This window comes from Marinitoga sp. 38H-ov (genome assembly GCF_011057715.1).
Classification (GTDB): Bacteria; Thermotogota; Thermotogae; order Petrotogales; family Petrotogaceae; genus Marinitoga.
The window spans coordinates 42,734-67,180 of the sequence record NZ_LNGH01000022.1 but is presented as its reverse complement, the minus strand read 5'-3'; the positions used below and the strand labels follow the sequence as shown (position 1 = coordinate 67,180).

Here is a 24,447-nt window from a genome sequence, read left to right as displayed (position 1 = left end):
TATAACTTAATGTAGATTTTTGCAACCATATAATATTAAATTCATAAAAAATTAACCCTTGGAAATCCAAGGGTTAAAAATATAATAGTCAGTTTTAACTTCTTGCAACATAATGTGTATGTAATATATGATGAGCAATTTCACTATTTGGTTCTCCTAAAAATTCTTCATATAATTTTTTAACTGCTGGATTTTCATGAGACTTTCTCAATTTAGAGTCATAGTCTATATCATATATTGCTTCCATTCTTTTTATTAAAACTTCTTCTGTTGAAGGGATAGGTTGTCCTCCACCACCTATGCACCCTCCAGGACATGCCATAAATTCTACAAAATGATATTCAACTTCTCCATTTTTCATCTTTTCAAGTAATTTTCTAGCAGCACCTAATGTATTAACAACAGCAATTCTTATTTTCTTTCCATTAATTTCAATCTCAGCTTCTTTTACTTTGTTCAAACCTCTAACTGCAACAAAATCTATCTTTTCTAATTCTTTACCTGTTAATATTTCATACGCAGTTCTCAACGCAGCTTCCATAACGCCTCCAGAAACACCAAAAATTGCAGCTGCTCCTGTAGTTATTCCAAATGGATCATCATATTTTTCATCTGGTAAGTTTTTAAAATCAATTCCTGATTCCTTTATCATTTTAGCTAATTCCCTTGTAGTTAAAACAAAATCAACATCACCAGCTAATTCTGGTCTATTCATTTCATATTTCTTTGCTGTACATGGCATTATAGAGACAACAATTAATTTTTCTTTAGGAATTCCTAGTTTTTTTGCATAATAATGTTTAGCAACAGCACCAAACATTTGTTGAGGAGATTTTGCTGATGATAGATGAGGCAAAAATTCTGGATAGTTATGTTCAATAAATTTAATCCAACCTGGACTACATGATGTAAATAAAGGCAATTTCCCTCCTTCTTTAAACCTATGAATAAATTCTGTACCTTCTTCTACAATAGTTAAATCGGCAGTAAAATTAGTATCAAACACTTTATCAAAACCTAATAGTCTTAAAGCCGCAACCATTTTCCCTGTAGATATAGTACCAGGTTCCATACCAAAAGGTTCCCCTAATGCTACTCTTACAGCAGGTGCAGTTTGTACTACAACAACTTTTTCCGGATCATTTATTGCATTCCAAACCCCATCAATATGATATACCTCATGCAATGCTCCTGTAGGGCAATTCATAACACATTGCCCGCAATTTGTACAATCTACATTTCCCATTCCTTCATTCATAAATGTTGTTACAATTGTATTCGGCCCTCTATTTGCAAATGTAAATATATTAACGCTTTGAATATTTGAACAAGCTCTTATACATCTTCCACATACAATACATTTCGTGGGTTCTCTAACTATTGAATAACTAGAAAAATCTGTTGGTAAATACTTTTCAACTGGAGGTATATTTATTTTTGTTACCCCTATTTCTTCAGCTATTGTCTTTAATTCACATGATGTAGCCTTTGGGCAGGTTAAACAATTTAGTTCACAACTTATTCCATGAGAAGCTACTATTAATTGCATAATTGTCCTTCTAACTTTCCTTACCTTCTCTGAATGAGTTTTTATTTTCATTCCTTCACTTATCTTTACTGCACATGATGGAACTAAAGTTCTTGATCCCTCTACTTCTACAACACAAAGCCTACAACCACCATACGGATCCATTCCTTCCACATAACATAACGTAGGTATTTTTATATTTGCTTTTTTAACTGCATCTAAAATCGAAATATCTTGTGGCATATCATATTCTCTATTATTTATATAAATTTTCATATTATATCACCTCTTCGTGGAAAAATTTATCCAAAACCGAATAAATAAAATTAACAGAAGACTGTCCAAAGCCACATCTTGCTGCAAGCAATATTGCTTCTCTTAATTCACCTATAGTCTTCTTATATTCTTCTTTAAAACCTTTTCTTTTTAACTTTAATAAAATTTCTTTTATATTCCTATTTCCTTCTCTACATGGAAAACAAGTCCCACATGTTTCTTTTACAAAAAAGTCTGATACATTAAGAAGAATATCAACTAAATCATGATCTTTCGAAACAACTATCATCCCTCCAGAACCTACAGAAGATCCTGCTTCTTCTAAATCTTCATATGTATATAATACATCTAATTCATCATTTTTAAGTATTGAAGTAGCTAAGCCACCAGGAACAACAAAACTAAGTTCCCCTCTTTCTCCTCCTGCTAATTTTACAATATCACTTAATGTTCCACTTCCAAATTCTATTTCATATACATCTGGTAATTTCACATCACCGCTTATAGAAACCAATTTAGTTCCCCTGCTTTTTTCCGTTCCTAATGTAGCATATATATTTTCATCATACTTCATTATCTCTGCAACTGTTGCTAAAGTTTCTACATTATTTACTATAGTAGGCATATCAAATAATCCTCTCTGTACAGGATAAGGTGGTTTTATTCTAGAAAAACCTCTTTTTCCTTCAATAGAATTAATTAAAGAAGTTTCATCACCACAAACATATGCTCCTGCACCCTTAATAAGCTTTAATTCAAAATCAAAGTTGCTACCTAAAATATTTTTACCTAATAATCCCATATGATATGCATCTTTAATTGTTCTTTCAAAAATATCAATAGCCTTTGAATATTCACCTCTAATGTAAATATATCCATAATTTGCTTTTACTGCATATGCTGCTATAATAATTCCTTCTAACACTTTAAATGGCATATTTTCTAACAAAAATCTGTCTTTAAATGTACCAGGTTCTCCTTCATCTGCATTACATATTAAAAATTTCACATCACTTTCTTGAGATAATGCAAATTGCCATTTTTTTCCTGTTGGAAATCCAGCTCCACCTCTTCCTCTTAATCCAGAATCGGTTATTTTTTTCACAATATCTTCCGATGTAAATTCCAATGATTTTTTTAATCCAATAAAATCATAATTTTTCATATTTTTATCTAAATCTTTCTTTAAAAATATTTTCTCTTCTAACATTTTCTCACCGCCTTATATACATTCTTTTAAAATAGAAATAGCTTGTTGCGGAGATATTTTAGTATAAACCTTATTATTTACTAACATAACTGGCCCTTCACCACAATGACCTAAACATTCTACAATTTCTAATGTAAATTTTTTATCTGCAGTTGTTTCACCCGATTCAATACCTAAATATTCCTTAATCGTTTCTACAACATTTTCTGAATTATTCAAATAACAAGATAAACTATTACAAACTCTTATCACATATCTTCCCCTTGGTTTAACATGAAACATTGAATAAAAGGATATTACACCATATAATTCAGATTTTGGCATATTCTTTTTTTTAGCAATTCTTATAATTTGTTCTTCTGGAATATAACCATACGTATCTTGAATATCGTGTAGTTCTTCTAATAATGTTTTTTCATAATATCTTTCCATTTCATTCACCTCCTTAATTTTATATTACTATTAAATCAAATAAATAACAAATTGTTTTATATTTAATGACAGTTAATTATTTATGATTATATTTATTAAAATATTATTTATGTAATATTTCACAATTTATTAATATAAATCAAAAAAAAACGAAGAGCAATCGCTCTTCGTTTTTTTTGTATTTAATTTGTTGTTGTTGTTGCATTTTGTGATTCTTGATATTCTTTCTCTGCTTCTTCGATCATTTTATCTATTCCAGGATATTTAGGATCTAATTTTTTAATTTCTTCTAAATATCCTATTTTTGAAAATTTATCTTGTGAGAAAATATCGTTAAAATCAATTAGTGTTTCTAATGCTTCAATTCTTGTTTCTGTAGAAGCTTTAGAATATGCTACTCTACTTAGATTAAAACTAATTTCTCTTAATTGTTGCCCAAAATATTGGAACATAGCATTTGCATCTATATATGATAAATATTGTTTATATGTATTAAATCTATTTTGTGAGTATTTTAGAGCTACTTCTGGATTTTCTGGAGCTTCTTGATAATAATATTCGATTGTTTTTGAAGAACTTGGATATTCAACAAATAATTCATCTAATACCTTTATCCTTTTTGCTTTTAATGTTTCTAATTCTTTTTCTGTTTCAACTTTTCCGTTTTTTATTTGTTCTTCTGTGTAATTTTTTAATTCTTCTTTTAACGATAAGAAATCTCTAGCATCTTCATATTTAAATCTTTCTTTTAATAATTTTGTATATTCTTCACCTTCTACTTCTTTCATTTTATTGCTAATTTCTTCATATTTTTTATTTATTTCATCTAATCCAAGATTTAAAATTTCTTGATCAACATCTTCACTTAATGTTATATATTTAGTGAATTTATCTAATCTGTCTTCTAATATAGTTTTTAATAATTGTGTTGTATTAATATATATTGCCATTTCATCTGTGGAAGTATCTACAGATATTTCCCCGTTTTCATCAAATATAAAATCTTCTAAATCTTTAATAAATTCTCTTATCTTTTCTTCATCATTTGATTTTTGTAATTCTGCATATTTATTATAATATTCTAATTTTTCATCAACATAATTCAATCCTAATTTTTCACTTTCTTTATAATCTTTAATCCAAGATATAAATTTTTCATCTTTTAATTTATTTTCAATTTCAGAATATATTTCTGGAAATTTATCCATTATATCTTCTGGTTTTTCAAATATTTTCTTATCTTGAACTCTAATCAAATGATAACCATAGTCTGTTTTTACCGGACCAACTAATTCACCTACAGTAGCTCCAAATGATGCATCTTCAAATTCCTTAACCATAGTATTATGTTTAAACCATCCTAATTCTCCACCACTTGTTGCATTTGAAGTGTCTTTAGAATATTTCGCAGCAGCATCTTCAAAAGATATTTCATTATTTTCTAACATTCCTTTTATTTTATTTGCTGTTGCCTCATCTGAAACTAATATATGTTGTGCTTTTACTTCTTCGTATTGAGTTTTTAAATCATTAAAATTATCTTCTAAATATTTTAATCCTTCTTCCTTTGAAATATTTGAAATATTATTTTTTACTCTGTCAAAAATCATTTGAGTTCTATATGCATTTTTATAATTAGATTTAATTACATTTCTCAAATTATCTTCTGATTGATAATAATCTAAATATTTTTTCCAATTTTCTTCATTTTCTTTCAATTTTGCAATTTGATCATCAATAAATTTATTAAATTCATTTTCAACTTCTTTATCTGTTGGTAATAATCCATTTTTCTCCGCATAATATTCTATTACTTTAATATCAAATAATTGATTTACAGAATTATATGTTAAAGTTATTTCATCAAAAACTGGATCTAATGTTTGACCATATGCAATATATTGTTGTCTTAGTTGTGATACTTCGTCATTTACTTCATAACTCATTATCCAATATGGATAATCTAGATCCGTTCCATCTTTTGTAATTATAGCAATTGCATCATCTTTTGATGGTTTTACATTATTAGAAACATTGTTTCTTGATGCCCCCATATATGTTGCTATTGACCACCAAATAATACCTGCAGTAAATAGTATAACTATTGTCCAAACTATTATTTTTTCCCATTTTACGAACCAATCTCTCATCTATAAACCCCCTCTAACCTTTACAATTTATTATATAGCCTAAAAACCGGGGGCAAGCCCCGGTTTTTGTTTTTATATTATCTTAAATATAGATCTTTTGTTACTTCTTCTAATTTTAATAATCTTTCCCATCTTGTATCTACATATCTTTGCATTTCAGCGATAATTTCTTTATATTCAGGATGTTGTAATGCCTTTCTAAATCTTCCTACTGATCTAATATATTCTTCTATAGGTTTAAAGTTTCTTGGTTTTCTTGTTATTTTATAAACCCCTCTATCTATTTCATATACTGGCCAGTATTTAGTTTCCATAGCTAATTTTGTAATTTGTGGTCCAGTACTTTCTGGAATTCTCCAGAATCTTACACATGGTGCTAAAACAGCAATAAATGCTGGCCCTTTATGATTCAAACCTTTTTCTACTTTAGCCATAAAGTCAAATGGATCTGATGTAACAGCTGTTGCTGCATATACATTTTCATGGGCACCAATAATTTCTACAATATTTTTCTTAAATTGAACTTTACCAGCTTTTTCGCTTCCTATTGGTTCTGTAGTTGCATCTGCACCTGGAGGTGTAGAACCTGATCTTTGGTTACCTGTGTTCATATACCCTTCATTATCGTATAAGATGTATAAGAAGTCATGTCCTCTTTCAACAGCTCCAGATAATGCTTGAAGACCTATATCATATGTTCCACCGTCTCCACCAAATGCTATAAACTTAATTGGTTTATCTGTTTTTACTCTTCCTCTATTTAACAATGATCTATATGCTGCTTCTGCACCAGAAATAGTTGCTGCAACATTTTCAAATGCATTATGAATATATGGAATATTCCAAGATGTAAATGGATAAATTGTTGTAGAAACTTCCAAACAACCTGTTGCTGCACCAACAACTGGTTCATATCCTAAAGCCTTTGCTGTCATTGTAGCCCATTTTGCTACCATTGGCGCATTACATCCAGGACATAATCTATGACCTTGTGTAAATGGCCAATCTTCTTTTTCTACCAAATTAATTAATTGTTTCATATTTACAGGCACTATTGTTCACCTCCATTATTCTTTTAAACCAAGATATCTTTCTTCGTTTGGATCTAAGTCACCTTTTAATGCATCTTCAAATGGAACTTTTAACATTGTAGGTGTTACATCTCTTCCACCTAAACCATATACATATGAACCAATCATAGGTCTATCTTTAGCTTCATACAATGCAGATTTTATTAATGAATATAATGGAGCTTCTTTACCAAATGACATTGCCCTATCAAGAACCATTATAGCTTTTCTTCCTTCTAATGCTTCTAATAATTCTTTTTTAGGGAATGGTGTAAATACCCATGGTTTTACTAAACCTGCTTTTATACCTTGTTCTCTTAATTCATCAACAACATATTTAGCTGTTGATGCTGCTGAGTTCATAACAATCATTACATATTCTGCATCTTCCATTCTATATAAATCTAAGAAATCATATTTTCTTCCTGAAATTTTTTCGTATTCTGCAAATACTTCAGGTAATGCTTTATATGCATTTTTTAAACCTTCTTGTTGTTGTCTATGATGTTCAAAATAATAGTCAAATAAATCTAATGGACCATGTGTAATTGGATTATCAACATCTAATAATGGGTATTTTGGTTCCCAAATACCAACAAAATCTCTTACTACCTCATCATCTAATAAGTCTACACCTTCAACACCATGTGATGTAATAAAACCATCTAGGTTAACCATTGCTGGTGTTAAAACTTCTTCTCTTTCAGCTAATTTTGTAGCTATTATTGTCATATCATATGCTTCTTGTGAATTTTCACAGAATAATTGAATCCAACCTGCGTCTCTTACTGAGTAAGCATCTGAATGATCACCATGAATATTAATAGGTCCTGATAATGCCCTATTAACAATAGGCATAACTATAGGTAATCTCATTGATGCTGCTATATATACAACTTCAAACATTAAAGCTAAACCATTAGCAGCTGTTGCAGTCATTGTTCTTGCCCCTGCTGCTGCAGAACCTACAACAGCACTCATTGCTGAGTGTTCAGATTCAACAGGTACCATAACTGTATCTACAATTCCATCTGCTACAAAGCCAGCAAAATATTCAACTATTGGTGTTTGTGGTGTTATTGGATATGCAGCTACTACATCTGGATTAATTTGTCTCATAGCATGAGCTACTGCAGCTGCACCAGTTACCGCTAATCTTGTAGGCATTTATACTCAACCTCCTTATTTCAAAAATTCCGTTTCAGGTTTCATTTCAATTGCGTTTACAGGACAAATTTCTGCACATGTTCCGCAACCTTTACAATAATTATAATCAAAGCCTAACATTTCTGTTTTCCCATCTTCTTTTACTCTACCATTAATTGCCATATCTGGACAATATAACCAGCATTGCATACAATTAATACATGCGTCTTTATTTATAATAGGTCTCATTATTCTCCATGTACCTGTATTGTATTCTCTTGCTGTAGCTGGTTTGTCAATAACTCCAGCGATAGGCATATCTTTCCAGCTATCATATTTAGGCATCGCCTTTCACCTCCTGATAACCTCTTTCAACAGCTCTTATATTAGCTTCTACAACTTCAGTTGAGAATTTTTTCTCAAATGTTTTCTTAACCTTATTTTTTATAACATCTAATGGAACAACATTTGTTAATTTTACCAAAGCACCTATCATAACTGTATTTGGAATACCTCTTTTTATTTCTTCTAATGCAATATCTGTTGCAGGAATTGTATAGATTTTTCCTTTAAATCCTGTTTTTTCTCTAACTTCTGCTGGAGTTATAACTGTATTTACCAATAATATTTTATCTTCTGATAAACCTAAAGTAATATCTGGTAAACCTAACATTGTGTCATCAAAAACTACTACTACATCAGGTGTTTCAATACCACTTCTTATCCTTATTGGAACTTCTGCTATTCTGTTAAAAGCTTTCATAGGTGCACCTGATCTTTCTGCACCATATTCTGGGAAAGCTGTAGAATATAATCCTGCCTCTACAGCAGCCTCTGTCAAGAATTGTGAAGCACTTTTTGCTCCTTGACCAGCTCTTCCATGCCATCTAATTTCAAAGTATTTTTCTGGCACTCTTATGCCCTCCTTTCAAAAGTTAATCGCAAAATGATGAAAAATCTATATTCTCAAAAATTTTATCCATCCACATATAATATTTTAACTTATTTTTATCACTTTTTCCACTATCAAGCATTGCATTTAGTTCAAAAAAACGTTTCACATGTGTTTTTATTCTGTTAACGGCATATTCAACTGTTGTCCCAGAACTAATAATAAAAGCCCAATCACTTGATTGTGTAAGCATTATCTCTTTTAACATCATATTTAAAATTTCTTTATTTTCATTATTTTTTTTCATTTCAAATATTTCTATCATTTCATGTATTGCCGGATAAATCCAATCATTATTTCCATTTATCCACTCTTCAAAATATCCATTTATCCCCCAAGAAGATTTTGAAGGTTGTAAAACTTGAACCTCTTCTAAATCTTTTATAACTTCTTTAGGTGTGGTCAAAGAAATCTCATCTGTATTATATAAATATTCAATTACTTTTTCTAAAAATATTATTCCTTCATACCACCAATGACCAAAAAATTCTGTATCAAAAGCATAAGTTAAGATTGGAGTTATACTTTCAAATTTATTTTTTAACTTATTAACTTGATTTAATCTTTTTTGGACAAAATCTTTAGCATCTTCTTTTACTGCAATATATGCTTCATCTATATCGTATAATAATTTATCATATAAACCTTTTTCTTTTCCTGTAATCTTATAATATTTTATTCCAGTATTGCATCTAACTCCACTTTTATCTATATAATCTTTTATATATTCATATTCTCTATCAAATCCAATATCTCTATAGAACTCCCTATATCTAGGGTCATTTAAATACCCTGTTTCTGGATCAAATATATCTATATTATTCTCTTTATCTCTTCCAAAAACAAAAACATTAGAATTTGTTATAACAGGATAATATACATCGTATATTGGATAAGGATTTCCATATATTAGTCCATGCTTCTCTACAAAAAAATATTCAATACCAAATTCCTTTAATTTCTCATCTAATCCTTCATAATAGCCCATTTCCGGCAACCAAAATCCCTTTGGATAATGACCAAAAGCGTTTTTGAATGTTTCTAACCCATATTTAATTTGATATTTTATTATTTCAGGATATTCAGCATATATTGGCAAAACTGCATGTGTTGCTGATGTTGTTATTAATTCCAAATAACCCTTTTCCTCATATTCTTTAAAAGCCAATAATATATTTTTATTATATTCTTTTTCAAAAATATATAAAATTTCTTTAAATTTACTAGCATAATAATCAGCCATTTTATGCTTAATTATTTCTTCATCCTTGGTTCTTTCATATTCTTTTTCCGCTAATTCAATTATTTTTCTTAAATATCTAATATATTTTTCTTGCAAATCTATACTATTTAACATTTCTATTAAAGTAGGAGAAAAACTCATAACTAATTTAAAATTTATCTCTTTATTTTCCAAATTTTTTAACACTTTTATAATAGGAATATATGTTTCTGTTATCGCTTCAAATAACCATCTTTCTTCCATAAATTCTTCATAATCGGGATGTCTAACATATGGCAAATGAGAATGCAATACAAAAATAATTTTAGAACTTCTTTGATTCATTTTTTTGTCCCCCTAGAATATAAATTCCAAACAAATGAACCTCCACCAGATATAGGAGGTTTATCTCCCAATTGATGCAATGCCATATTTCCTGTTGCTAAACTCGGAATTTTTTCAACAATATTAATATCAATTTTTTTTCTTATTTTTTTCTTTTTATTGGTCTTTAAATTAAATATTACTAAATTCTCAGACAACTGTATTTTTTCAGAAGGCATTTTTATTTTATTACTTTTTATTAATGATATAAAATTTTTTTCAAAGTCTAAATAGCCTATTTCTGCTATATATTCAACATTTGATTCAGGAACAAAAAAATAATAGCTTTTGTAATTTCTCAAATCATTATTTGATTCATATATTCTATTTATATCATCAAATGTATTTTCCTTTATTTCATAAAATCTCATTACAATCTTAATATTTTCAGGTAACTTATTTATCTTTTTATATAATTCCTTAGAAAAAAACCATTGGGCATATATCCAATGAGAATTAACACTTGTAATAATAAGTATATTTTTATTTAAGGGTTTGTCTTCAACAAGATTAATGTTTTCTATTGATATTTTAGAATAAGAGTTTGAGGTTTCCGTTATTAGTCCTTCTTCTTTTAATTGAATTAATTTACTTTTAATAACTTTTATTATATCTTTTTTCCTCATAGACCTTTTTAATTTTATACCCATATTTTTCGCAATATTTCTCAACTCTTGAATACTTGGCTCTTCACTATCCAGTAAATTAGAAAGCTTTTTATCTATAATCATTATTAGACCCCCATAATTTTTTTTGCCAAATAAATTGTATCATATATTTTTTTTTAGCAAACAACAGAATTACCAAGCATTCTTAAGATAATTATAAATAATAATATATAATAACAGAAAATCAAGATTAATAAAGATTGTCATTTTTTAACATTTTTGCAAAGAATTATGGGGATAACGTTCCCTTCTATTTTATTAATCGCTTCTTCTATAGTTGCACCACTTGTATAAACATCATCAATTAAAATATATGTTTTTTTATTTGACTTAATAAACTCAAATTTATTTCTTATTTGAATTTTCCTTTCTAAAAGATTTTTTGCATTTACTTGAGATTTATAATAAGCCGGATTTACTTTTAAATTATTACTTATATCAAAACCTGTCATATTAGAGAATTGTTTTGTAATTAACCTTACAGGATTATAACCTCTCTTTTTTAGATGGTTAATTGTTGACGGTATATATAATAATTCTGGTATATTTTCAAATTCTATTTTATAATATTTATATGTTTTATATATTAATTTTGCGAAAATTTTCGCAAAATGTACATTATTTTTAAATTTAAATTCTTTAATTAGTTTTGATATAGGCTCTTCGTATACAGTAGAAAAGTAAATTTTTATATTTCTTTTAATTATATACGATGGCATAAAAAGCGAGTCTTCACAAGACTCGCATATTAATTTGTTTAATAATATATCTTTTCCGCAAATTTTGCATTTATTAGGGAATATTTCATTCAAGAACACTTGGAACTACCTCAGGATTCAATTTTAATAATACAGTTAAAGCTGTCAATTTTAACGTTCCATTTTCATTTTCTTCTTTTAAAATATTATATGGAATTTCCCAATAATTATTTGCTTTTAATATTTTTAAAATATTTAATGCATTTTTCCTTAAATTCAATGGATACATTTTATTTTCTGCAATATGAGAAACCTCCATTAAAAACTGATCTGCTTTTAACTTTTTTATTATTTGTAATGCAAAATTCTTTCTTTTTATTGAAAGAGAATTTAAAAAATCCGGAACTTTTTCTAATAATGTATAATCTAGAAAATGCAATAAGTAAGATACCGCACCACTTAAAAATTCATCTTCAACTATATCTAATAAACTCCTAGCATAATCTACGTAATTCATATCATCTTTTTCCATTGCTAATTTAAATCCAAAATTTTTTATTTTTGAGATATCAGAATCAATAAATTTATCTATAACCCAATCTTGAATTATATCGTTTCCACATATTTTTTTCCCTTTATTAACTAATTCAAATAATATTTCAATATCTTCTTCTTCATCCATTTTTTTTGTAAAAAATGTTTTAGATATTTCACAGGGAAGGCCTGATATAAACTTAATTAATAATAATTTTATGTTTTTATCAGAATCATTATATATTGTACTAAAAGTATTAAATACAGTAACTGAATCATTTGACTCAAAAAATCTTTTTAATATTAATTTTTTTAGTGATATGGGTACATCTTCTGATAAAATTATTTCACTTATATTATCAGATGCATTTAATAATATTTTTATTTGCTGATTTGGATCATCTTTAAATTTATCTTTTATTTTATCTAAATCTTCAGGATAAAACTCTATAAAAGAATTTACTAATTGAAATCTCACTTTAAAGTCAGGATCCTTTGTCAAAGGATATATTGCTTCAATATCTTCGCATCCTAATGAAAGATATAATCTTATCGTTTCTTTTCTAACAACAGGAGATATATCATTAAATAACTCTTTTAAAATATCACAATCTAACCTTCCCATTTTTTCTAAATATTTTAATGCTGATAATCTAACATTTGGACTATTATCTTTTAACATCTCATGCATATGAGTAATTTCTACCCTTTGTTTTTGCAGTTCTTGAATAGACTTTGCTTTTACAGTAGATACTTTTGAGTCTAATAATTCTAAATATAATTTCATATTTTCTTGTCTTATTCTTTCTTGCAATATTTTATATGCTTCAATAATTGGATTAGCCATTTTACCACTCCTTGGAATAAATATTTAAAAAATAATCTTCAAATTGAAATTCTAACATATTATCTCTTTTATTTATATCAATTATTTTACCTGTATATAAATATTCTATTGTTTTTCTATTATATTCATCTATAAAAATCATTTTTAAATAATTAGAACTTTTTTCTAATTGCAGCTTTTCATTATTTTTTCTATAAAATTCAAAATATTTTTTGTACCCAATATCTTTAAATTTTACTGTATCAACCTTAATATCATCTCTTAAAAATCTAAATAAATTTACTAAAGAATTTTCAACATTAATTCTTTTAAATTCCATATTTAAAATTTCATCAAACATAATAATTGTCCTTGCAAAAAATGCAAGGACAATTATGGATATTATAGATATTAATATAATCGAAAAAGCTGCTTCTAACATTAAATACCCTTTTTTCATCTAATAGGCTCCGAAAAATATAATGAAAAATCTTTTCTTCCATTAATAAACCTAAATTCTAATTTCAAATCATCTATAAAATCATCTGGCGGTGGAACTATATAACTAATTTTAAAAAATATATAATCTGATAAATTTGTTGAATATGTTTCTTGAGATAATGGATAACCAAATCCTGCTTTTAAAGCAATATTTTCCAATTTAATTTTTAAACCAGAATACATTAAAAATACACTTCTATTTTCAGTAGCTTCTTCTGTTATTCTATCATTAAACCACGATATTCCAAAATCCACATTACTATATTCATTTATTTTCAAAATCGAAGTACTAACATCTAAAACTGTAATAAAAGAAAAACTAGGCGTACTAACATACGTAATATCGCTGGAAAATTCAAAGTTATTCTCTTCCAGCCCTAATCTTAATCCCATATTCCAGTTATTTTCACCAGTTAAAATAGACATACCTATATCAAAATTTATAGAAAAAGATATTATTGAAAAAACAATAAAAAAAATAAAAAGAATTTTTTTCACTATTTCACCTCAGGTTTAATATCCTCTAATTTATCTTTATTTTTCAATCTAACATATCCTTTTTCTATTTCTTTAAAAGCTATCGTTACTAAATTATTATCTGAAGTCTTTACTAAAGGTTTTGATGTAGAATCAAAACCATCTTCTTTTAATATTTGAACTCTCTTTGCAACCATAACAGGAATTGCATATTTAAATCCTATTTTTTTTATAATCTCATCATAATTAAAATCCATTGACATATTATTCCTCCTCCAACTTGAAAAATGAATATCTACCTAAATGTTCAGTAACTCTCTTTGTTTTAATTTGCTCAGCAATAAAAATAGATATTAATTGATTTATTGCTTCATTTAAATCTTCGTTTACAATTAGATAATCAAAATCATTTATTTTTGAAAGTTCCCATTTTGCATCTTCTAATCTAACTTTTAAATCATTTTCCTTTTCTGTACCTCTATTCATTAAACGTTTTTTTAATTCAGAATATGAAGGAGGCGCAACAAATATCAATACAGTATCTTCCGGCATAACTTTAATAATATTGAGAGCACCTTGAACATCAATATCAAGTACTATATTTAAACCTTCATTTATTTTTTCTTTAATATATTTTTTTGATGTTCCATATTTATAACCATGAACATTGGCATATTCTAAAAATTCATTATTTTCCACCATCTTATTAAATGTATTCTCATCAACAAAAAAATAATCTTTCCCATTTATTTCTCCTGGTCTAGGTGGTCTTGTTGTATAAGACACAGAAAAAATAAAACCATTCAATTTTGACATTGCATTTTTTATGATAGATGATTTTCCTACACCACTAGGACCACTAACTACATACAGTATTCCTTTTGTCATCTATTATAAACCTCTTTCCTAATCTTTTCTAAAGCAGATTCTACATCATAGAAATTTTGCATAAACCTTCCACTAATAGTTTCAGGTTGAATAGCACTTAAAATAATATGATTACTATCAGTTATTACTATAGCTCTTGTTTTTCTTCCATATGTTGCATCTATTAATTTTCCTTCTTCTTTAGCTATGTCCTTTAATCTTTTTAATGGTGAAGACTCTGGATTAACAATTGCTATTACTCTATCTCCTATAACCACATTACCAAAACCAATATTAATTAACCCGTACACAGTTTACACCTCCGATGTAATAATTAATATATTAATGAATATTTTGAACTTGTTCTTTAATCTTATTTACAAATAATCTTCCTTCTATAGATAATGCCGTAACTTCTTTCAATTTAGATTTTGAAGCTATAGTATTAAATTCTCTATGCATTTCTTGAGATAAAAAGTCTAAATTCTGTCCAATTGCTTCTATATTAGACGAAGATACATCTCTGAATTTTTTTACATGCATTTTTAATCTATCTATTTCTTCAGTAATATCTCCTCTTTCAAGAATTAATGCAATTTCATATTCTAGTCTTTCCTTGTTATATTCTATATCCAAATCTAAATCCTTTAAAGATTCTTTTAGTTTCTCCATATAATACAGTTTCATATCCTTAGAATATTTTTCTATTTCATTAGTTATGTTTTCTATCTTATCTACATATTCAATAATAACTTTGTATATTTTTTCACCTTCAGATTCTTGGGTTTCAATAACTTTATCTATTGCTTTAATAACAACTTTTTCTAAACTATTCCATATATCTTCTAAATCTTTTTCATCTATGGAATATCTCATAATTTCTTTAAATTTAACTAGTAATTCTAAATCAGGTAAGTCACTTAAGTGAAGATAACTAGCAAGTTCATTTAATGCATCATAATACGATTTAGCTAATGCTTTATCAATTTTTATTATGTCTTTTGGTTGAATTAATCTTATATCTATATAAACATTCAAAGAACCTCTTTTGAAATATTTTTTTAAAACATCATTTATTTTTAGTTCTAATGACGAATATATCCATGGTAAATTTGTTTTTATATTTAAGTGTTTACCATTTAATGATTTTATTTCAACTGTAAAGCTATAATTTCCTATATTTTCTTCTATTCTCCCATAACCAGTCATACTTCTCATAATTTCACCTCTTTTTATAACATTATACACCAAAATTTTTAAAAAATCAAAATTTTTAAGAAAATTTAATCTTAAATGTACTTCCTTTTCCCTCATCACTAATAACTTCTATTTTGGTGTAAATTTTTTCACTGATTCTTTTAGCAATAGAAAGTCCTAATCCAAAACCTTTATCTGATCTTGACTTATTAGATTTATAAAACCTCTCAAATATTTTAGATATTTCATGTTTAGGAATTCCGGGCCCCTTATCTATTATTTCTATTTCTTTATCATTAATATTAATAAATATCTCATCTTCTTCATTTAATTTTGTAAATTTTACTGCATTTTCAATTATTACTTTTAACATTATTGATAAATAGTCATCATTTGTTTCAACATATACATCTTTTAAATTTGTGTTTATTTTTATATCTTCATTTTTATACATAACAATAACTTTTTCAACAACATCTTTTAAGTTAACTTTTTTAAATTCTATATCTTCTTCTATTTTTGTTAATAACAATAAATTTTCTATCATTTCTTTTAAATAATTTGATGATTCTTTCATATTCTCAAGTGATTCATAAAAAACTTTTTCATCCTCTTTTCCCCATCTTTCTACTAATTTTATATAACCAATTATAGAAGTCAAAGGCGTTCTTAATTCATGCGATACATCTGATACAAATTGTTTTTGCAACTCATATCCTCTATTAATTTTTTCAAGCATAGAATTTATATTTTGAGTTAAATTGTGAAACTCAGAAAACTTTTGTTCTGGAATTCTTTTATTTAAACTTTCTACATTTATTTCTGATATTTCTTTCGAAATCTCCAATAATGGTTTCAAAGATTTCTTTGCAAAATAATACGAAATTAAGAATGCTATTATAATACTTAAAAAACCCAATCTTATAGCTAATATATTAAAAGTATTTAATAATGCAGTATATTCTAAAGATGGACCTCCTATAATCAAATCTGAATTATCAAAAATTTTAGTTTTAATAAATATATAATATAATTTATCTCTTTTAAAAACTGCAAATGGTTTTTTTATGTTATAAATTTCATCGTTTATTATTCCATATGGGTCGTTAATCACTATTCCATCTAAAATTACTATTTTATTTGATATTATACTATTTTTTAATCTCTCAGTATCTCTTAACATATTCATACTTCTCATCATAGCTCCCATTCTATCAGATGGAAGTGGTTGTGAAATTTTTTCAATCTCCTGCCTTAATATTAAAGAATATGATCTTACCGACATAACCTCAACAAAATATCTCATTGAAAGTATAATTGTTAGTAAGATTATAGCTATAACTATAGTATATATAAATGTTAAGTTCCAAACCACACTTGTTTTACTCTTCTTTAAAAACGTATCCAACACCTCTCACAGTTTTTATTTTTTTCCCTTCTTCGTTTAATTTTTTCCTTAAATAATTAATATATACCTCAACTAAGTTTATATTTTCTGGATCATCATAACCCCATATTTCTTCCAATAATTTTTCTTTTGAAACTACAGAATTTTTATTTAATACTAAATATTTTAACAAATTAAACTCAGTAAGTGTCAAATTTATTTCTTTTCCTTTAACTTTAACTTCCATTTTTTCTGGATCTATTTCAATACTACCAGCTGTCAAAACATCATGTTTTCCCAATCTTCTAAGTAATGAATCAATCCTAGCTAATAATTCCTCAATTTCAAATGGTTTTACTATATAATCATCTGCTCCTGTTTTTAAACCTTGAACTTTGCTTTCTAAATCTCCCTTAGCAGTAAGCATTATAATCCCAACATTATGATCATAATTTCGTATAGAATCCGCCACTTCCATCCCATCTATCTCTGGAAGCATTAAATCCAAAAGTATTATATCAGGTTTAAATTTTTCATACTTTTCTATTCCTTCTTTTCCATCATTAGCAACTTCAACATTAAATCCTTCATGTTTTAATTCTAATTCTAATAATCTTGATATACTTTTATCATCTTCTATAACCAATATTTTAAACATTCAACCACCTTCATTAATATGAAAAACCAACATATAACTCTTTTAATGTTGTTTGAATCATTAAATATCCTCCAAAACTTTCAAAGAAAAATTTAATACCATATTTTGTTGAAAAATCTAATTGCGAAGAAATTGGTTGTTCTATAATTATCGAAGCTTCTCTTTTACCAAAAGTTGCCATAACTGAGAATTTAGTTTCATTTTCTAATGTATCAATTAATGTACTAAAATCAAATGTACCTTTTAAGTCGTATAAATAATATCTTATAAATGGAAAATAAAATCCAGAATCAAATCCATATTTAATGTTATTTACCTCTTTAAATGATAAAATACCATCAAACCTACCACTTACATCTTCCAATGTTGGTATAACAATATCAAGCGAAAAAACTGATTTAGCCGAAAACGATGAAATCGTCATAATAATCAATACCATCAAAATTAAAAATACTTTTTTCATCATTTTAACCCCCTTATGTTATAATTGTTTTGATATAATAATTATAGTTTATATATTTTACAAATCAATTAATTATTCCAATCATATATACATTATTTATATTATAATAAACAAAACTTAAAAAATACTTAAGAGGTGATAATATGGAATTAAGAGGAACTACAATTGTAGGTATTAGAAAAAATGGAAAAACAGTAATTGCTGGTGACGGTCAAATAACTTTAGGAAACACTATTTTTAAAGGTACAGCAAGAAAAGTTAGAAGACTAGGCGAAGGTAAAGTTATTGCTGGTTTTGCTGGATCTGTCGCAGATGCACTTGCGTTATTTGAAAGATTTGAAACAAAATATAGAGCTAACGCTGGAAATCTTTTAAAAGCCGCAGTTGAACTTTCAAAAGATTGGAGAACTGATAAGGTTTTAAGAAAATTAGAAGCAATGTTATTAGTAGGCGATAAGGATTATTTATTATTAATTTCTGGAAACGGTGAAGTTATTGAACCAGAAGAAAATGTTATGGCAATTGGTTCAGGAGGGCCTTATGCTTTAGCTGCAGCAAAAGCATTAATGCAAAATACTGACTTAGATGCAAAAGAAATAGCTGAAAAAGCTTTAAAAATAGCCGGGGAAATTTGTATTTATACAAATCAAAATATTACTGTGGAGGTTATTGAATGAAGGAAAAGGTTTGGGTTGTAGATAATGAAATATTAAAAGATATTAGCTTTTATAATGGTTTTACAATTGTCGAACAAAATTCTCTTGAAAAAATATTTAACAATGCTTATTTTATAGATAGAGATATTGCAGAAATAGACGAATCTAAAAAACAAATAATACCATATGTAATTATTAAAAATGAAAAAAATCAAATTTTAGTAGTTCAAAGAACAAAAAAACAAACAGAAAAAAGGCTGCATAATTTATATAGTGTTGGAATTGGAGGTCATATTAATCCTATTGACAAAAATAATATTCCTGAAATAACTTTTTACAATGGTTTAAATAGGGAATTAAATGAAGAATTATATATAAATAATCTTAAATCTCTTGAATATGTTGGACTTATTTTAGATGATACAACAGAAGTATCTAGAGTTCATCTAGGTATTTTATTTATTGCATATGTAACTAGTGCAGATATAAAAGAAAAAGAAAATTTCAACGAATTATGGTTAAATGATTCAGAATTTGAAAACTTCAATGGAAATTTTGAAGGATGGTCTAAAATAGCTTTAAGAGCTCTTGAGGTGATTTAATGCTTTTAAAAGCATATGCAAAAGTTAATCTTTTTCTTGATGTAATATCAAAAAGGAATGATGGCTATCATAATATTTTAACATTATTTCATAGCATACCACTATATGATGAAATAGATATTGAATTTTCAGAAAGGGAAATGTTCACATCTAGTCCTATACTAAATTTTTCTTGGGAAAATAATATAATAAAAAAAGCTATTGATACTTTTAAAAAAATGACAGGTTATAATTTTGATTTAAAAATACATCTTAGAAAAAAGTTACCTCAAGGCGGAGGAATTGGAGGAGGAAGCGCCGATGCCGCTGCTATATTATCGTTTTTAAAAAAACATTTTAAAATAAGTAACTCGGATATTATAGAGATCGGATCAAAAGTAGGAGGAGATGTCCCATTTTTAATATTTGGCGGAGCTGCTATAGCAGAAGGTATTGGTGAAAAATTAACTTTTTTAGATCCTTTAAATTTAAATTTTGAATTCAATTTCCCAGGTATTAATATATCTACTCCAAAAATGTATAATGAAATTGATAATAATTGGGATAATTTAATAAAATTTGGAGATCCGTACATTTTATATAATGCTTTTAAAGAAAAAAACAAAGAAAAAATAAGAGAAAATTCTTTTAATATATTTGAACAAGTTGTTTTTAAAAAATATCCAAAATTAAAAAAAATAAAAGAAAATATGGAAAATGATTCTATAATATCTTTAATGAGCGGTTCTGGAAGCACTATATTCGCAATAAAATAATGAATGTTTAATTCTATTGATATCATTTAAATTAATATCCCATCCTTAGATGGGATATTAATTATTATAATCCTAATTTAGAATAAATTTTATCTATATTTCTTAAATAATAATTTGGAGTAAAGATTTCATCAAATTCTTCTTTAGTAAATAAATTTTTTATTTCTTTATCATTCCATAATAATTCCTTGAAATCTCTCCTTGTTTCCCAAGCTTCCAATGCATATTTTTGAACAAATTTATATCCATTTTCTCTACTTATTCCCTTGTCAATTAAGGATAATAAGACTCTTTGTGAATAAACTAAATTATATGATTTTTCAAATGTTTCTTTAATCCTATCCTCATTAACAATAAGATTATCTATGAGATATTGGGTTTTTTTAACCATATAAAAGGTTATTAATGTTGCATCAGGTAAAAATACTCTCTCAACTGAAGAATGAGAAATATCTCTTTCATGCCATAAAGATATATTTTCATATCCAGCTACAGTATAACTTCTGAGCATTCTTGCCATACCTGTCAATCTTTCACATAATATAGGATTTTTTTTATGAGGCATAGCCGAAGATCCTCTTTGACCTTTTTTGAAAGGTTCTTGAGCTTCTAAAACCTCCGTTTTTTGCAAATGTCTTATTTCAACTGCAATCCTTTCAATCCCCGCACCAATTAAAGCTAACACAGATAAAAATTCGGCATGTCTATCTCTTGGAACAACTTGAGTTGCAACAATTTCTGGTTTTAATCCCAGTTTATTTAATGCTATATATTCTATTTCAGGATCAATATTAGCATAATTCCCTACCGCGCCACTCAATTTACCATATGAAATATTTTCAATTGATATTTTCAATCTAGATATATTTCTTTCTAATTCAGCTAAATAGGATAATAATTTTAATCCAAATGATGTTGGTTCAGCATGCACACCATGTGTTCTACCAACTGTATATAAATATTTATATTTAATCGCCTTTTCTTTTAATATATTTGATAATACGATTAATTCTTCTAATATTAATTCACCAGCTCTTTTTAATCCCAAAGATAATGCTGTATCAACTATATCAGATGATGTTAACCCTTTATGAAAATATCTAGCTTCATCCCCCATATTATCTGTTATTGATTTTATAAACGCTATAACATCATGATCAACAACACTTTCAATTTCTAATATTTTTTCAACATCAATTTTAGAATTCATTCTAATTTTCTCAGCTGTGCCTTTTGGAGCAATTCCCATTTCTTCAAAAGCTTCTATTACTGATAATTCCACCTCTAACCATCTTCGAAATTTTTCTTCTTCACTCCATATATCCTTCATAGGAGACAATGAATATCTTTCAATCATGCGCAACCTCCTAAAAATAAATTATTTTCAATTAAATAATTTATATTACAAATATCCATGTGCCCTGGAAAAATAATAGTTTTTCCTTCCTTACTTTTTATGTATTTTTTAAATTTGTCTATTGATTTAAACATTAATTTCTCATCTCCATATGGCAAATCAGTTCTCCCAATACTATTTGAGAAAATAAAATCTCCTGTAAATATAAAATCTCCAAAGTCATATACCATAGATCCAGGTGTATGCCCCGGAAAATATGTAGCAATGAATTTTAAATCTCCAATATTATGATACCCTTCATATATTATGTTATGATTAACTTTAAATTCAATTTCCTCATTAATAAGATAAATCAAATTTTTTGCAGGATTTTTTAATCCTTCCTCTTCTTTTTCTGGAATAAAAATATTAAAATCTTTTAATTCATTCAATCCATATATATGATCAAAGTGTGTATGTGTAATTAATATCCCCTTATTTTTATAACCTTCTATATCTAAATAATTATTAATAATATTAATTCCTTTACCTGGATCAATTACAATTATTGTTCTATTTTTTTGTATAATATAGGAATTAGTACCAAAAGGTGGTAGTATAAGCATATAAACTTTAATATCATCTTTAGAATAAAAAGGGATTAACTTCATTAATCATCCTCCTGATTATTATCTGTTATTCTTTTTAATAACTCAATTTTTTTCTTTTTCATTATTTCCATCTTTTTTCTTGCATCTTCAAAAATACCCTCAACACTTTGATCTTTATATTCAATAATACCATAACTTATTGAAATTTTATACTGCTTATCACTAGTTATATTAAATTTTTTTAAAGCATCTACAAATCTTTTTAATATTTTTTGTGCAATTTCAATATTTACTAATCTCAATAAAATTAAAAATTCATTTTCATCAATCTTAAATATAAAATCTCTCTCTCTAAATATTTTTTTCATAACTTCAACCAATGAAATTATAGCATCATTAGCCTCATTAACCCCAAATTTTTCTAATATGCTATTGTAATTATCTAGTTCTAAATATATTACACTAAAATTCTCTTTATTCAATATTAACTTCTGTATTATTTGAATAGACCCCTTCTTATTAAATAATTTTGTTAAATCATCTTTTAATGCCATATCATATAGCAAATCTTTTTCTTTTTCTATATTTAATAATTTTTCCTTTAAAATATTATATTCCTTTTCTTCAATTTTCAATTTTTCTATTAAACTATTCACTAAATGAGTATAATATTTTATTAAAGTATCTATTTCTAATATATTTGTTTCAAACTTTTCATCTATTTTTCCATCTTCAATATTCTTTATTAATTTTAATAATGGTCTCTCTATCTTTTTGGTTATATTACTAAGATATAATGTTAATAAGAATATTATAAAAAATATTATTATTAGAAGAATAAAAATTATAATATTTTTCAATCTAACTAAATTTGATAAATCAATACTTATTTTTGTTAATACAGAAAAATTAAATTCTTTACCTTCAATAATATCTGGAATCCATTTAATATATACATAAGAATATTTACCATCAGAGCTTTCTTTTAAGTAATATGTTTTTATTTCACCTTTAGAATATTCCAAATTATTAAAAATATCTTTATCTTCATCACCTAAAAACGGAAAATCTAAAGAAAAAGGTATAAAAGAAATATTGTAAGTATAAATAGATTTAATAAAATTTAAATTAATTTCAGAGACTGTTTTAGGAAAATTCGGTATTGCTCTTTCATCAATTAATACACCTATTTCAAATATATTACCATCATCCATTTTTAAATATCCATAAATCCTTGGATTATTTGTTTTTATTTCAAAAGAAATTCCTTCAATATATTTATTAGTTTTATTTAATTCCTCTATTAAGTTATTCCAATAATTTGGTACTCTATTAGCCAAATTAAGTCCCAAATCTTTTTCATAACTTGTTTCAATAATTATTCCATTTTTATTTATTATATAGTAATCAATTCTTTTAAAGATTCCTACTTTATTTAAAATTTCTATTATTTCATTTGAATAAAACTGTTCATTATTTATATAATTACTATATGATTCATCTAATAATTCTGATATAATATTTTGGTATTTTGTACTAAAATATTCAAAATATTTCATGTTTTTATTATATAGATCAGATATAGATTTAACAGAATTTTGTATAGTAGAGTTATATATTTTTTTAAATAAAATATTTGTAGATATAAATATTGATATAATCATAAATATTCCCATAAAAAATATTATTACAATAGAATTTGTATATAATATATTTCTCAAATATTTTTTATTCACTATAACACCCCCATCAAATTTATTATACAATAAAAATTTATTTTTTTCTATTTAAAATAATTTGTTTACAATTAATTAACCTCAAAATTGTTTTAATTTTATTAC

The 24,447-nt window shown here is 26.3% G+C and carries 27 protein-coding genes; 3 read left to right on the top strand and 24 right to left on the bottom strand.

Annotated elements, in window-relative coordinates; translation table 11 throughout:
- Window positions 1-94: 94 nt before the first annotated feature.
- From AS160_RS07080 to AS160_RS06980, 21 genes are all read right to left on the bottom strand, one after another.
- Window positions 95-1,804 (bottom strand): NADH-dependent [FeFe] hydrogenase, group A6, encoded by a 1,710-nt coding sequence (locus tag AS160_RS07080; RefSeq protein WP_165146942.1) that lies wholly within the window; start codon window positions 1,802-1,804, stop codon window positions 95-97.
- Window position 1,805: 1 nt separating this feature from the next.
- Complete coding sequence (locus AS160_RS07075) at window positions 1,806-3,014, bottom strand: NADH-ubiquinone oxidoreductase-F iron-sulfur binding region domain-containing protein (protein WP_165146939.1); 1,209 nt, start codon at window positions 3,012-3,014, stop codon at window positions 1,806-1,808.
- A gap of 12 nt (window positions 3,015-3,026) precedes the next feature.
- A complete protein-coding gene (gene nuoE / locus AS160_RS07070) occupies window positions 3,027-3,446 on the bottom strand; it encodes an NADH-quinone oxidoreductase subunit NuoE (protein ID WP_165146936.1) in 420 nt (139 codons plus the stop codon).
- A 182-nt stretch (window positions 3,447-3,628) separates the two neighbouring features.
- Window positions 3,629-5,596 (bottom strand): peptidylprolyl isomerase, encoded by a 1,968-nt coding sequence (locus AS160_RS07065; RefSeq protein WP_165146933.1) that lies wholly within the window; start codon window positions 5,594-5,596, stop codon window positions 3,629-3,631.
- A 77-nt stretch (window positions 5,597-5,673) separates the two neighbouring features.
- Window positions 5,674-6,648 (bottom strand): thiamine pyrophosphate-dependent enzyme, encoded by a 975-nt coding sequence (locus tag AS160_RS07060; RefSeq protein ID WP_165146930.1) that lies wholly within the window; start codon window positions 6,646-6,648, stop codon window positions 5,674-5,676.
- Window positions 6,649-6,663: 15 nt separating this feature from the next.
- The gene (porA, locus tag AS160_RS07055; RefSeq protein ID WP_165146927.1) at window positions 6,664-7,833 is read right to left on the bottom strand and encodes a pyruvate ferredoxin oxidoreductase; all 1,170 of its coding nucleotides are present in this window, start codon (window positions 7,831-7,833) and stop codon (window positions 6,664-6,666) included.
- A 15-nt stretch (window positions 7,834-7,848) separates the two neighbouring features.
- Window positions 7,849-8,157: a 4Fe-4S binding protein gene (locus AS160_RS07050; RefSeq protein ID WP_165146924.1), complete on the bottom strand. Its 309-nt coding sequence runs from the start codon at window positions 8,155-8,157 to the stop codon at window positions 7,849-7,851.
- Window positions 8,150-8,725 carry a 2-oxoacid:acceptor oxidoreductase family protein gene (locus AS160_RS07045; protein ID WP_206528128.1) on the bottom strand — a complete coding sequence of 192 codons (576 nt, stop codon included), beginning with the start codon at window positions 8,723-8,725 and terminating at the stop codon, window positions 8,150-8,152. Before AS160_RS07045 ends, AS160_RS07050 begins: the two co-directional genes overlap by 8 nt.
- Before the next feature lie 22 nt (window positions 8,726-8,747).
- Window positions 8,748-10,331, bottom strand: a complete 1,584-nt coding sequence (locus AS160_RS07040; RefSeq protein ID WP_165146921.1) for a 1,4-alpha-glucan branching protein domain-containing protein — start codon at window positions 10,329-10,331, stop codon at window positions 8,748-8,750.
- A complete protein-coding gene (locus tag AS160_RS07035) occupies window positions 10,328-11,101 on the bottom strand; it encodes a DUF4912 domain-containing protein (protein ID WP_165146918.1) in 774 nt (257 codons plus the stop codon). The genes AS160_RS07040 and AS160_RS07035 overlap by 4 nt, the downstream gene beginning before the upstream one ends.
- Window positions 11,102-11,241: 140 nt before the next feature.
- Window positions 11,242-11,757, bottom strand: a complete 516-nt coding sequence (locus tag AS160_RS07030; RefSeq protein WP_165146915.1) for a ComF family protein — start codon at window positions 11,755-11,757, stop codon at window positions 11,242-11,244.
- An 85-nt stretch (window positions 11,758-11,842) separates the two neighbouring features.
- Complete coding sequence (locus AS160_RS07025) at window positions 11,843-13,117, bottom strand: HEAT repeat domain-containing protein (RefSeq protein WP_165146912.1); 1,275 nt, start codon at window positions 13,115-13,117, stop codon at window positions 11,843-11,845.
- Between the two features lies 1 nt (window position 13,118).
- Entirely contained in the window at window positions 13,119-13,556 is a 438-nt protein-coding gene (locus AS160_RS07020; RefSeq protein ID WP_165146909.1) for a hypothetical protein, read from the bottom strand.
- Window positions 13,553-14,095, bottom strand: a complete 543-nt coding sequence (locus AS160_RS07015) for a hypothetical protein (protein WP_165146906.1) — start codon at window positions 14,093-14,095, stop codon at window positions 13,553-13,555. The genes AS160_RS07020 and AS160_RS07015 overlap by 4 nt, the downstream gene beginning before the upstream one ends.
- On the bottom strand, window positions 14,095-14,337 hold the full coding sequence (locus tag AS160_RS07010; RefSeq protein ID WP_165146904.1) for a DNA-directed RNA polymerase subunit omega: 243 nt from the start codon (window positions 14,335-14,337) through the stop codon (window positions 14,095-14,097). The genes AS160_RS07015 and AS160_RS07010 overlap by 1 nt, the downstream gene beginning before the upstream one ends.
- 1 nt (window position 14,338) lies before the next feature.
- The gene (gene gmk / locus AS160_RS07005) at window positions 14,339-14,962 is read right to left on the bottom strand and encodes a guanylate kinase (RefSeq protein ID WP_165146902.1); all 624 of its coding nucleotides are present in this window, start codon (window positions 14,960-14,962) and stop codon (window positions 14,339-14,341) included.
- Window positions 14,959-15,252 carry a DUF370 domain-containing protein gene (locus AS160_RS07000; protein ID WP_165146900.1) on the bottom strand — a complete coding sequence of 98 codons (294 nt, stop codon included), beginning with the start codon at window positions 15,250-15,252 and terminating at the stop codon, window positions 14,959-14,961. Before AS160_RS07000 ends, gmk begins: the two co-directional genes overlap by 4 nt.
- Before the next feature lie 31 nt (window positions 15,253-15,283).
- Entirely contained in the window at window positions 15,284-16,159 is an 876-nt protein-coding gene (locus tag AS160_RS06995; protein WP_165146898.1) for a YicC/YloC family endoribonuclease, read from the bottom strand.
- 55 nt (window positions 16,160-16,214) lie between these two features.
- Complete coding sequence (locus AS160_RS06990; RefSeq protein WP_206528127.1) at window positions 16,215-17,513, bottom strand: HAMP domain-containing sensor histidine kinase; 1,299 nt, start codon at window positions 17,511-17,513, stop codon at window positions 16,215-16,217.
- Window positions 17,514-17,520: 7 nt separating this feature from the next.
- Window positions 17,521-18,183, bottom strand: coding sequence for a response regulator transcription factor (locus AS160_RS06985; RefSeq protein ID WP_165146894.1), 663 nt, complete (start codon window positions 18,181-18,183; stop codon window positions 17,521-17,523).
- 13 nt (window positions 18,184-18,196) lie between these two features.
- The gene (locus tag AS160_RS06980) at window positions 18,197-18,646 is read right to left on the bottom strand and encodes a hypothetical protein (protein ID WP_165146892.1); all 450 of its coding nucleotides are present in this window, start codon (window positions 18,644-18,646) and stop codon (window positions 18,197-18,199) included.
- Window positions 18,647-18,789: 143 nt separating this feature from the next.
- Here AS160_RS06980 and hslV point away from each other — a divergent pair, with 143 nt between their 5' ends.
- From hslV to ispE, 3 genes are read left to right on the top strand one after another with little or no spacing between them, the layout of a single operon-like run.
- Window positions 18,790-19,323, top strand: a complete 534-nt coding sequence (gene hslV / locus AS160_RS06975) for an ATP-dependent protease subunit HslV (protein WP_165146890.1) — start codon at window positions 18,790-18,792, stop codon at window positions 19,321-19,323.
- Window positions 19,320-19,904: an NUDIX domain-containing protein gene (locus AS160_RS06970; protein ID WP_165146888.1), complete on the top strand. Its 585-nt coding sequence runs from the start codon at window positions 19,320-19,322 to the stop codon at window positions 19,902-19,904. The genes hslV and AS160_RS06970 overlap by 4 nt, the downstream gene beginning before the upstream one ends.
- Window positions 19,904-20,659 carry a 4-(cytidine 5'-diphospho)-2-C-methyl-D-erythritol kinase gene (ispE, locus tag AS160_RS06965; protein ID WP_165146886.1) on the top strand — a complete coding sequence of 252 codons (756 nt, stop codon included), beginning with the start codon at window positions 19,904-19,906 and terminating at the stop codon, window positions 20,657-20,659. The genes AS160_RS06970 and ispE overlap by 1 nt, the downstream gene beginning before the upstream one ends.
- 64 nt (window positions 20,660-20,723) lie before the next feature.
- Here ispE and purB read toward each other — a convergent pair whose 3' ends face one another.
- Genes purB through AS160_RS06950 form a run of 3 tightly spaced genes read right to left on the bottom strand, consistent with a single transcriptional unit; the run spans window position 20,724 to window position 24,342 of the window.
- The gene (gene purB / locus AS160_RS06960; protein ID WP_165146883.1) at window positions 20,724-22,016 is read right to left on the bottom strand and encodes an adenylosuccinate lyase; all 1,293 of its coding nucleotides are present in this window, start codon (window positions 22,014-22,016) and stop codon (window positions 20,724-20,726) included.
- A complete protein-coding gene (locus tag AS160_RS06955) occupies window positions 22,013-22,666 on the bottom strand; it encodes an MBL fold metallo-hydrolase (protein ID WP_165146881.1) in 654 nt (217 codons plus the stop codon). Before AS160_RS06955 ends, purB begins: the two co-directional genes overlap by 4 nt.
- Complete coding sequence (locus tag AS160_RS06950; protein ID WP_165146879.1) at window positions 22,666-24,342, bottom strand: GGDEF domain-containing protein; 1,677 nt, start codon at window positions 24,340-24,342, stop codon at window positions 22,666-22,668. The genes AS160_RS06955 and AS160_RS06950 overlap by 1 nt, the downstream gene beginning before the upstream one ends.
- Window positions 24,343-24,447: the final 105 nt, after the last annotated feature.

What these genes read in the sequence shown, in the direction of transcription:
- AS160_RS07080 (WP_165146942.1), bottom strand. Translation starts at nt 1,804, where the DNA reads ATGAAAATTTATATAAATAATAGAGAATATGATATGCCACAAGATATT.
- AS160_RS07075 (WP_165146939.1), bottom strand. Translation starts at nt 3,014, where the DNA reads ATGTTAGAAGAGAAAATATTTTTAAAGAAAGATTTAGATAAAAATATG.
- nuoE (WP_165146936.1), bottom strand. Translation starts at nt 3,446, where the DNA reads ATGGAAAGATATTATGAAAAAACATTATTAGAAGAACTACACGATATT.
- AS160_RS07065 (WP_165146933.1), bottom strand. Translation starts at nt 5,596, where the DNA reads ATGAGAGATTGGTTCGTAAAATGGGAAAAAATAATAGTTTGGACAATA.
- porA (WP_165146927.1), bottom strand. Translation starts at nt 7,833, where the DNA reads ATGCCTACAAGATTAGCGGTAACTGGTGCAGCTGCAGTAGCTCATGCT.
- AS160_RS07050 (WP_165146924.1), bottom strand. Translation starts at nt 8,157, where the DNA reads ATGCCTAAATATGATAGCTGGAAAGATATGCCTATCGCTGGAGTTATT.
- AS160_RS07040 (WP_165146921.1), bottom strand. Translation starts at nt 10,331, where the DNA reads ATGAATCAAAGAAGTTCTAAAATTATTTTTGTATTGCATTCTCATTTG.
- AS160_RS07035 (WP_165146918.1), bottom strand. Translation starts at nt 11,101, where the DNA reads ATGATTATAGATAAAAAGCTTTCTAATTTACTGGATAGTGAAGAGCCA.
- AS160_RS07030 (WP_165146915.1), bottom strand. Translation starts at nt 11,757, where the DNA reads ATGCCATCGTATATAATTAAAAGAAATATAAAAATTTACTTTTCTACT.
- AS160_RS07025 (WP_165146912.1), bottom strand. Translation starts at nt 13,117, where the DNA reads ATGGCTAATCCAATTATTGAAGCATATAAAATATTGCAAGAAAGAATA.
- AS160_RS07020 (WP_165146909.1), bottom strand. Translation starts at nt 13,556, where the DNA reads ATGAAAAAAGGGTATTTAATGTTAGAAGCAGCTTTTTCGATTATATTA.
- AS160_RS07010 (WP_165146904.1), bottom strand. Translation starts at nt 14,337, where the DNA reads ATGTCAATGGATTTTAATTATGATGAGATTATAAAAAAAATAGGATTT.
- gmk (WP_165146902.1), bottom strand. Translation starts at nt 14,962, where the DNA reads ATGACAAAAGGAATACTGTATGTAGTTAGTGGTCCTAGTGGTGTAGGA.
- AS160_RS06995 (WP_165146898.1), bottom strand. Translation starts at nt 16,159, where the DNA reads ATGAGAAGTATGACTGGTTATGGGAGAATAGAAGAAAATATAGGAAAT.
- AS160_RS06985 (WP_165146894.1), bottom strand. Translation starts at nt 18,183, where the DNA reads ATGTTTAAAATATTGGTTATAGAAGATGATAAAAGTATATCAAGATTA.
- AS160_RS06980 (WP_165146892.1), bottom strand. Translation starts at nt 18,646, where the DNA reads ATGAAAAAAGTATTTTTAATTTTGATGGTATTGATTATTATGACGATT.
- hslV (WP_165146890.1), top strand. Translation starts at nt 18,790, where the DNA reads ATGGAATTAAGAGGAACTACAATTGTAGGTATTAGAAAAAATGGAAAA.
- AS160_RS06970 (WP_165146888.1), top strand. Translation starts at nt 19,320, where the DNA reads ATGAAGGAAAAGGTTTGGGTTGTAGATAATGAAATATTAAAAGATATT.
- ispE (WP_165146886.1), top strand. Translation starts at nt 19,904, where the DNA reads ATGCTTTTAAAAGCATATGCAAAAGTTAATCTTTTTCTTGATGTAATA.
- purB (WP_165146883.1), bottom strand. Translation starts at nt 22,016, where the DNA reads ATGATTGAAAGATATTCATTGTCTCCTATGAAGGATATATGGAGTGAA.
- AS160_RS06955 (WP_165146881.1), bottom strand. Translation starts at nt 22,666, where the DNA reads ATGAAGTTAATCCCTTTTTATTCTAAAGATGATATTAAAGTTTATATG.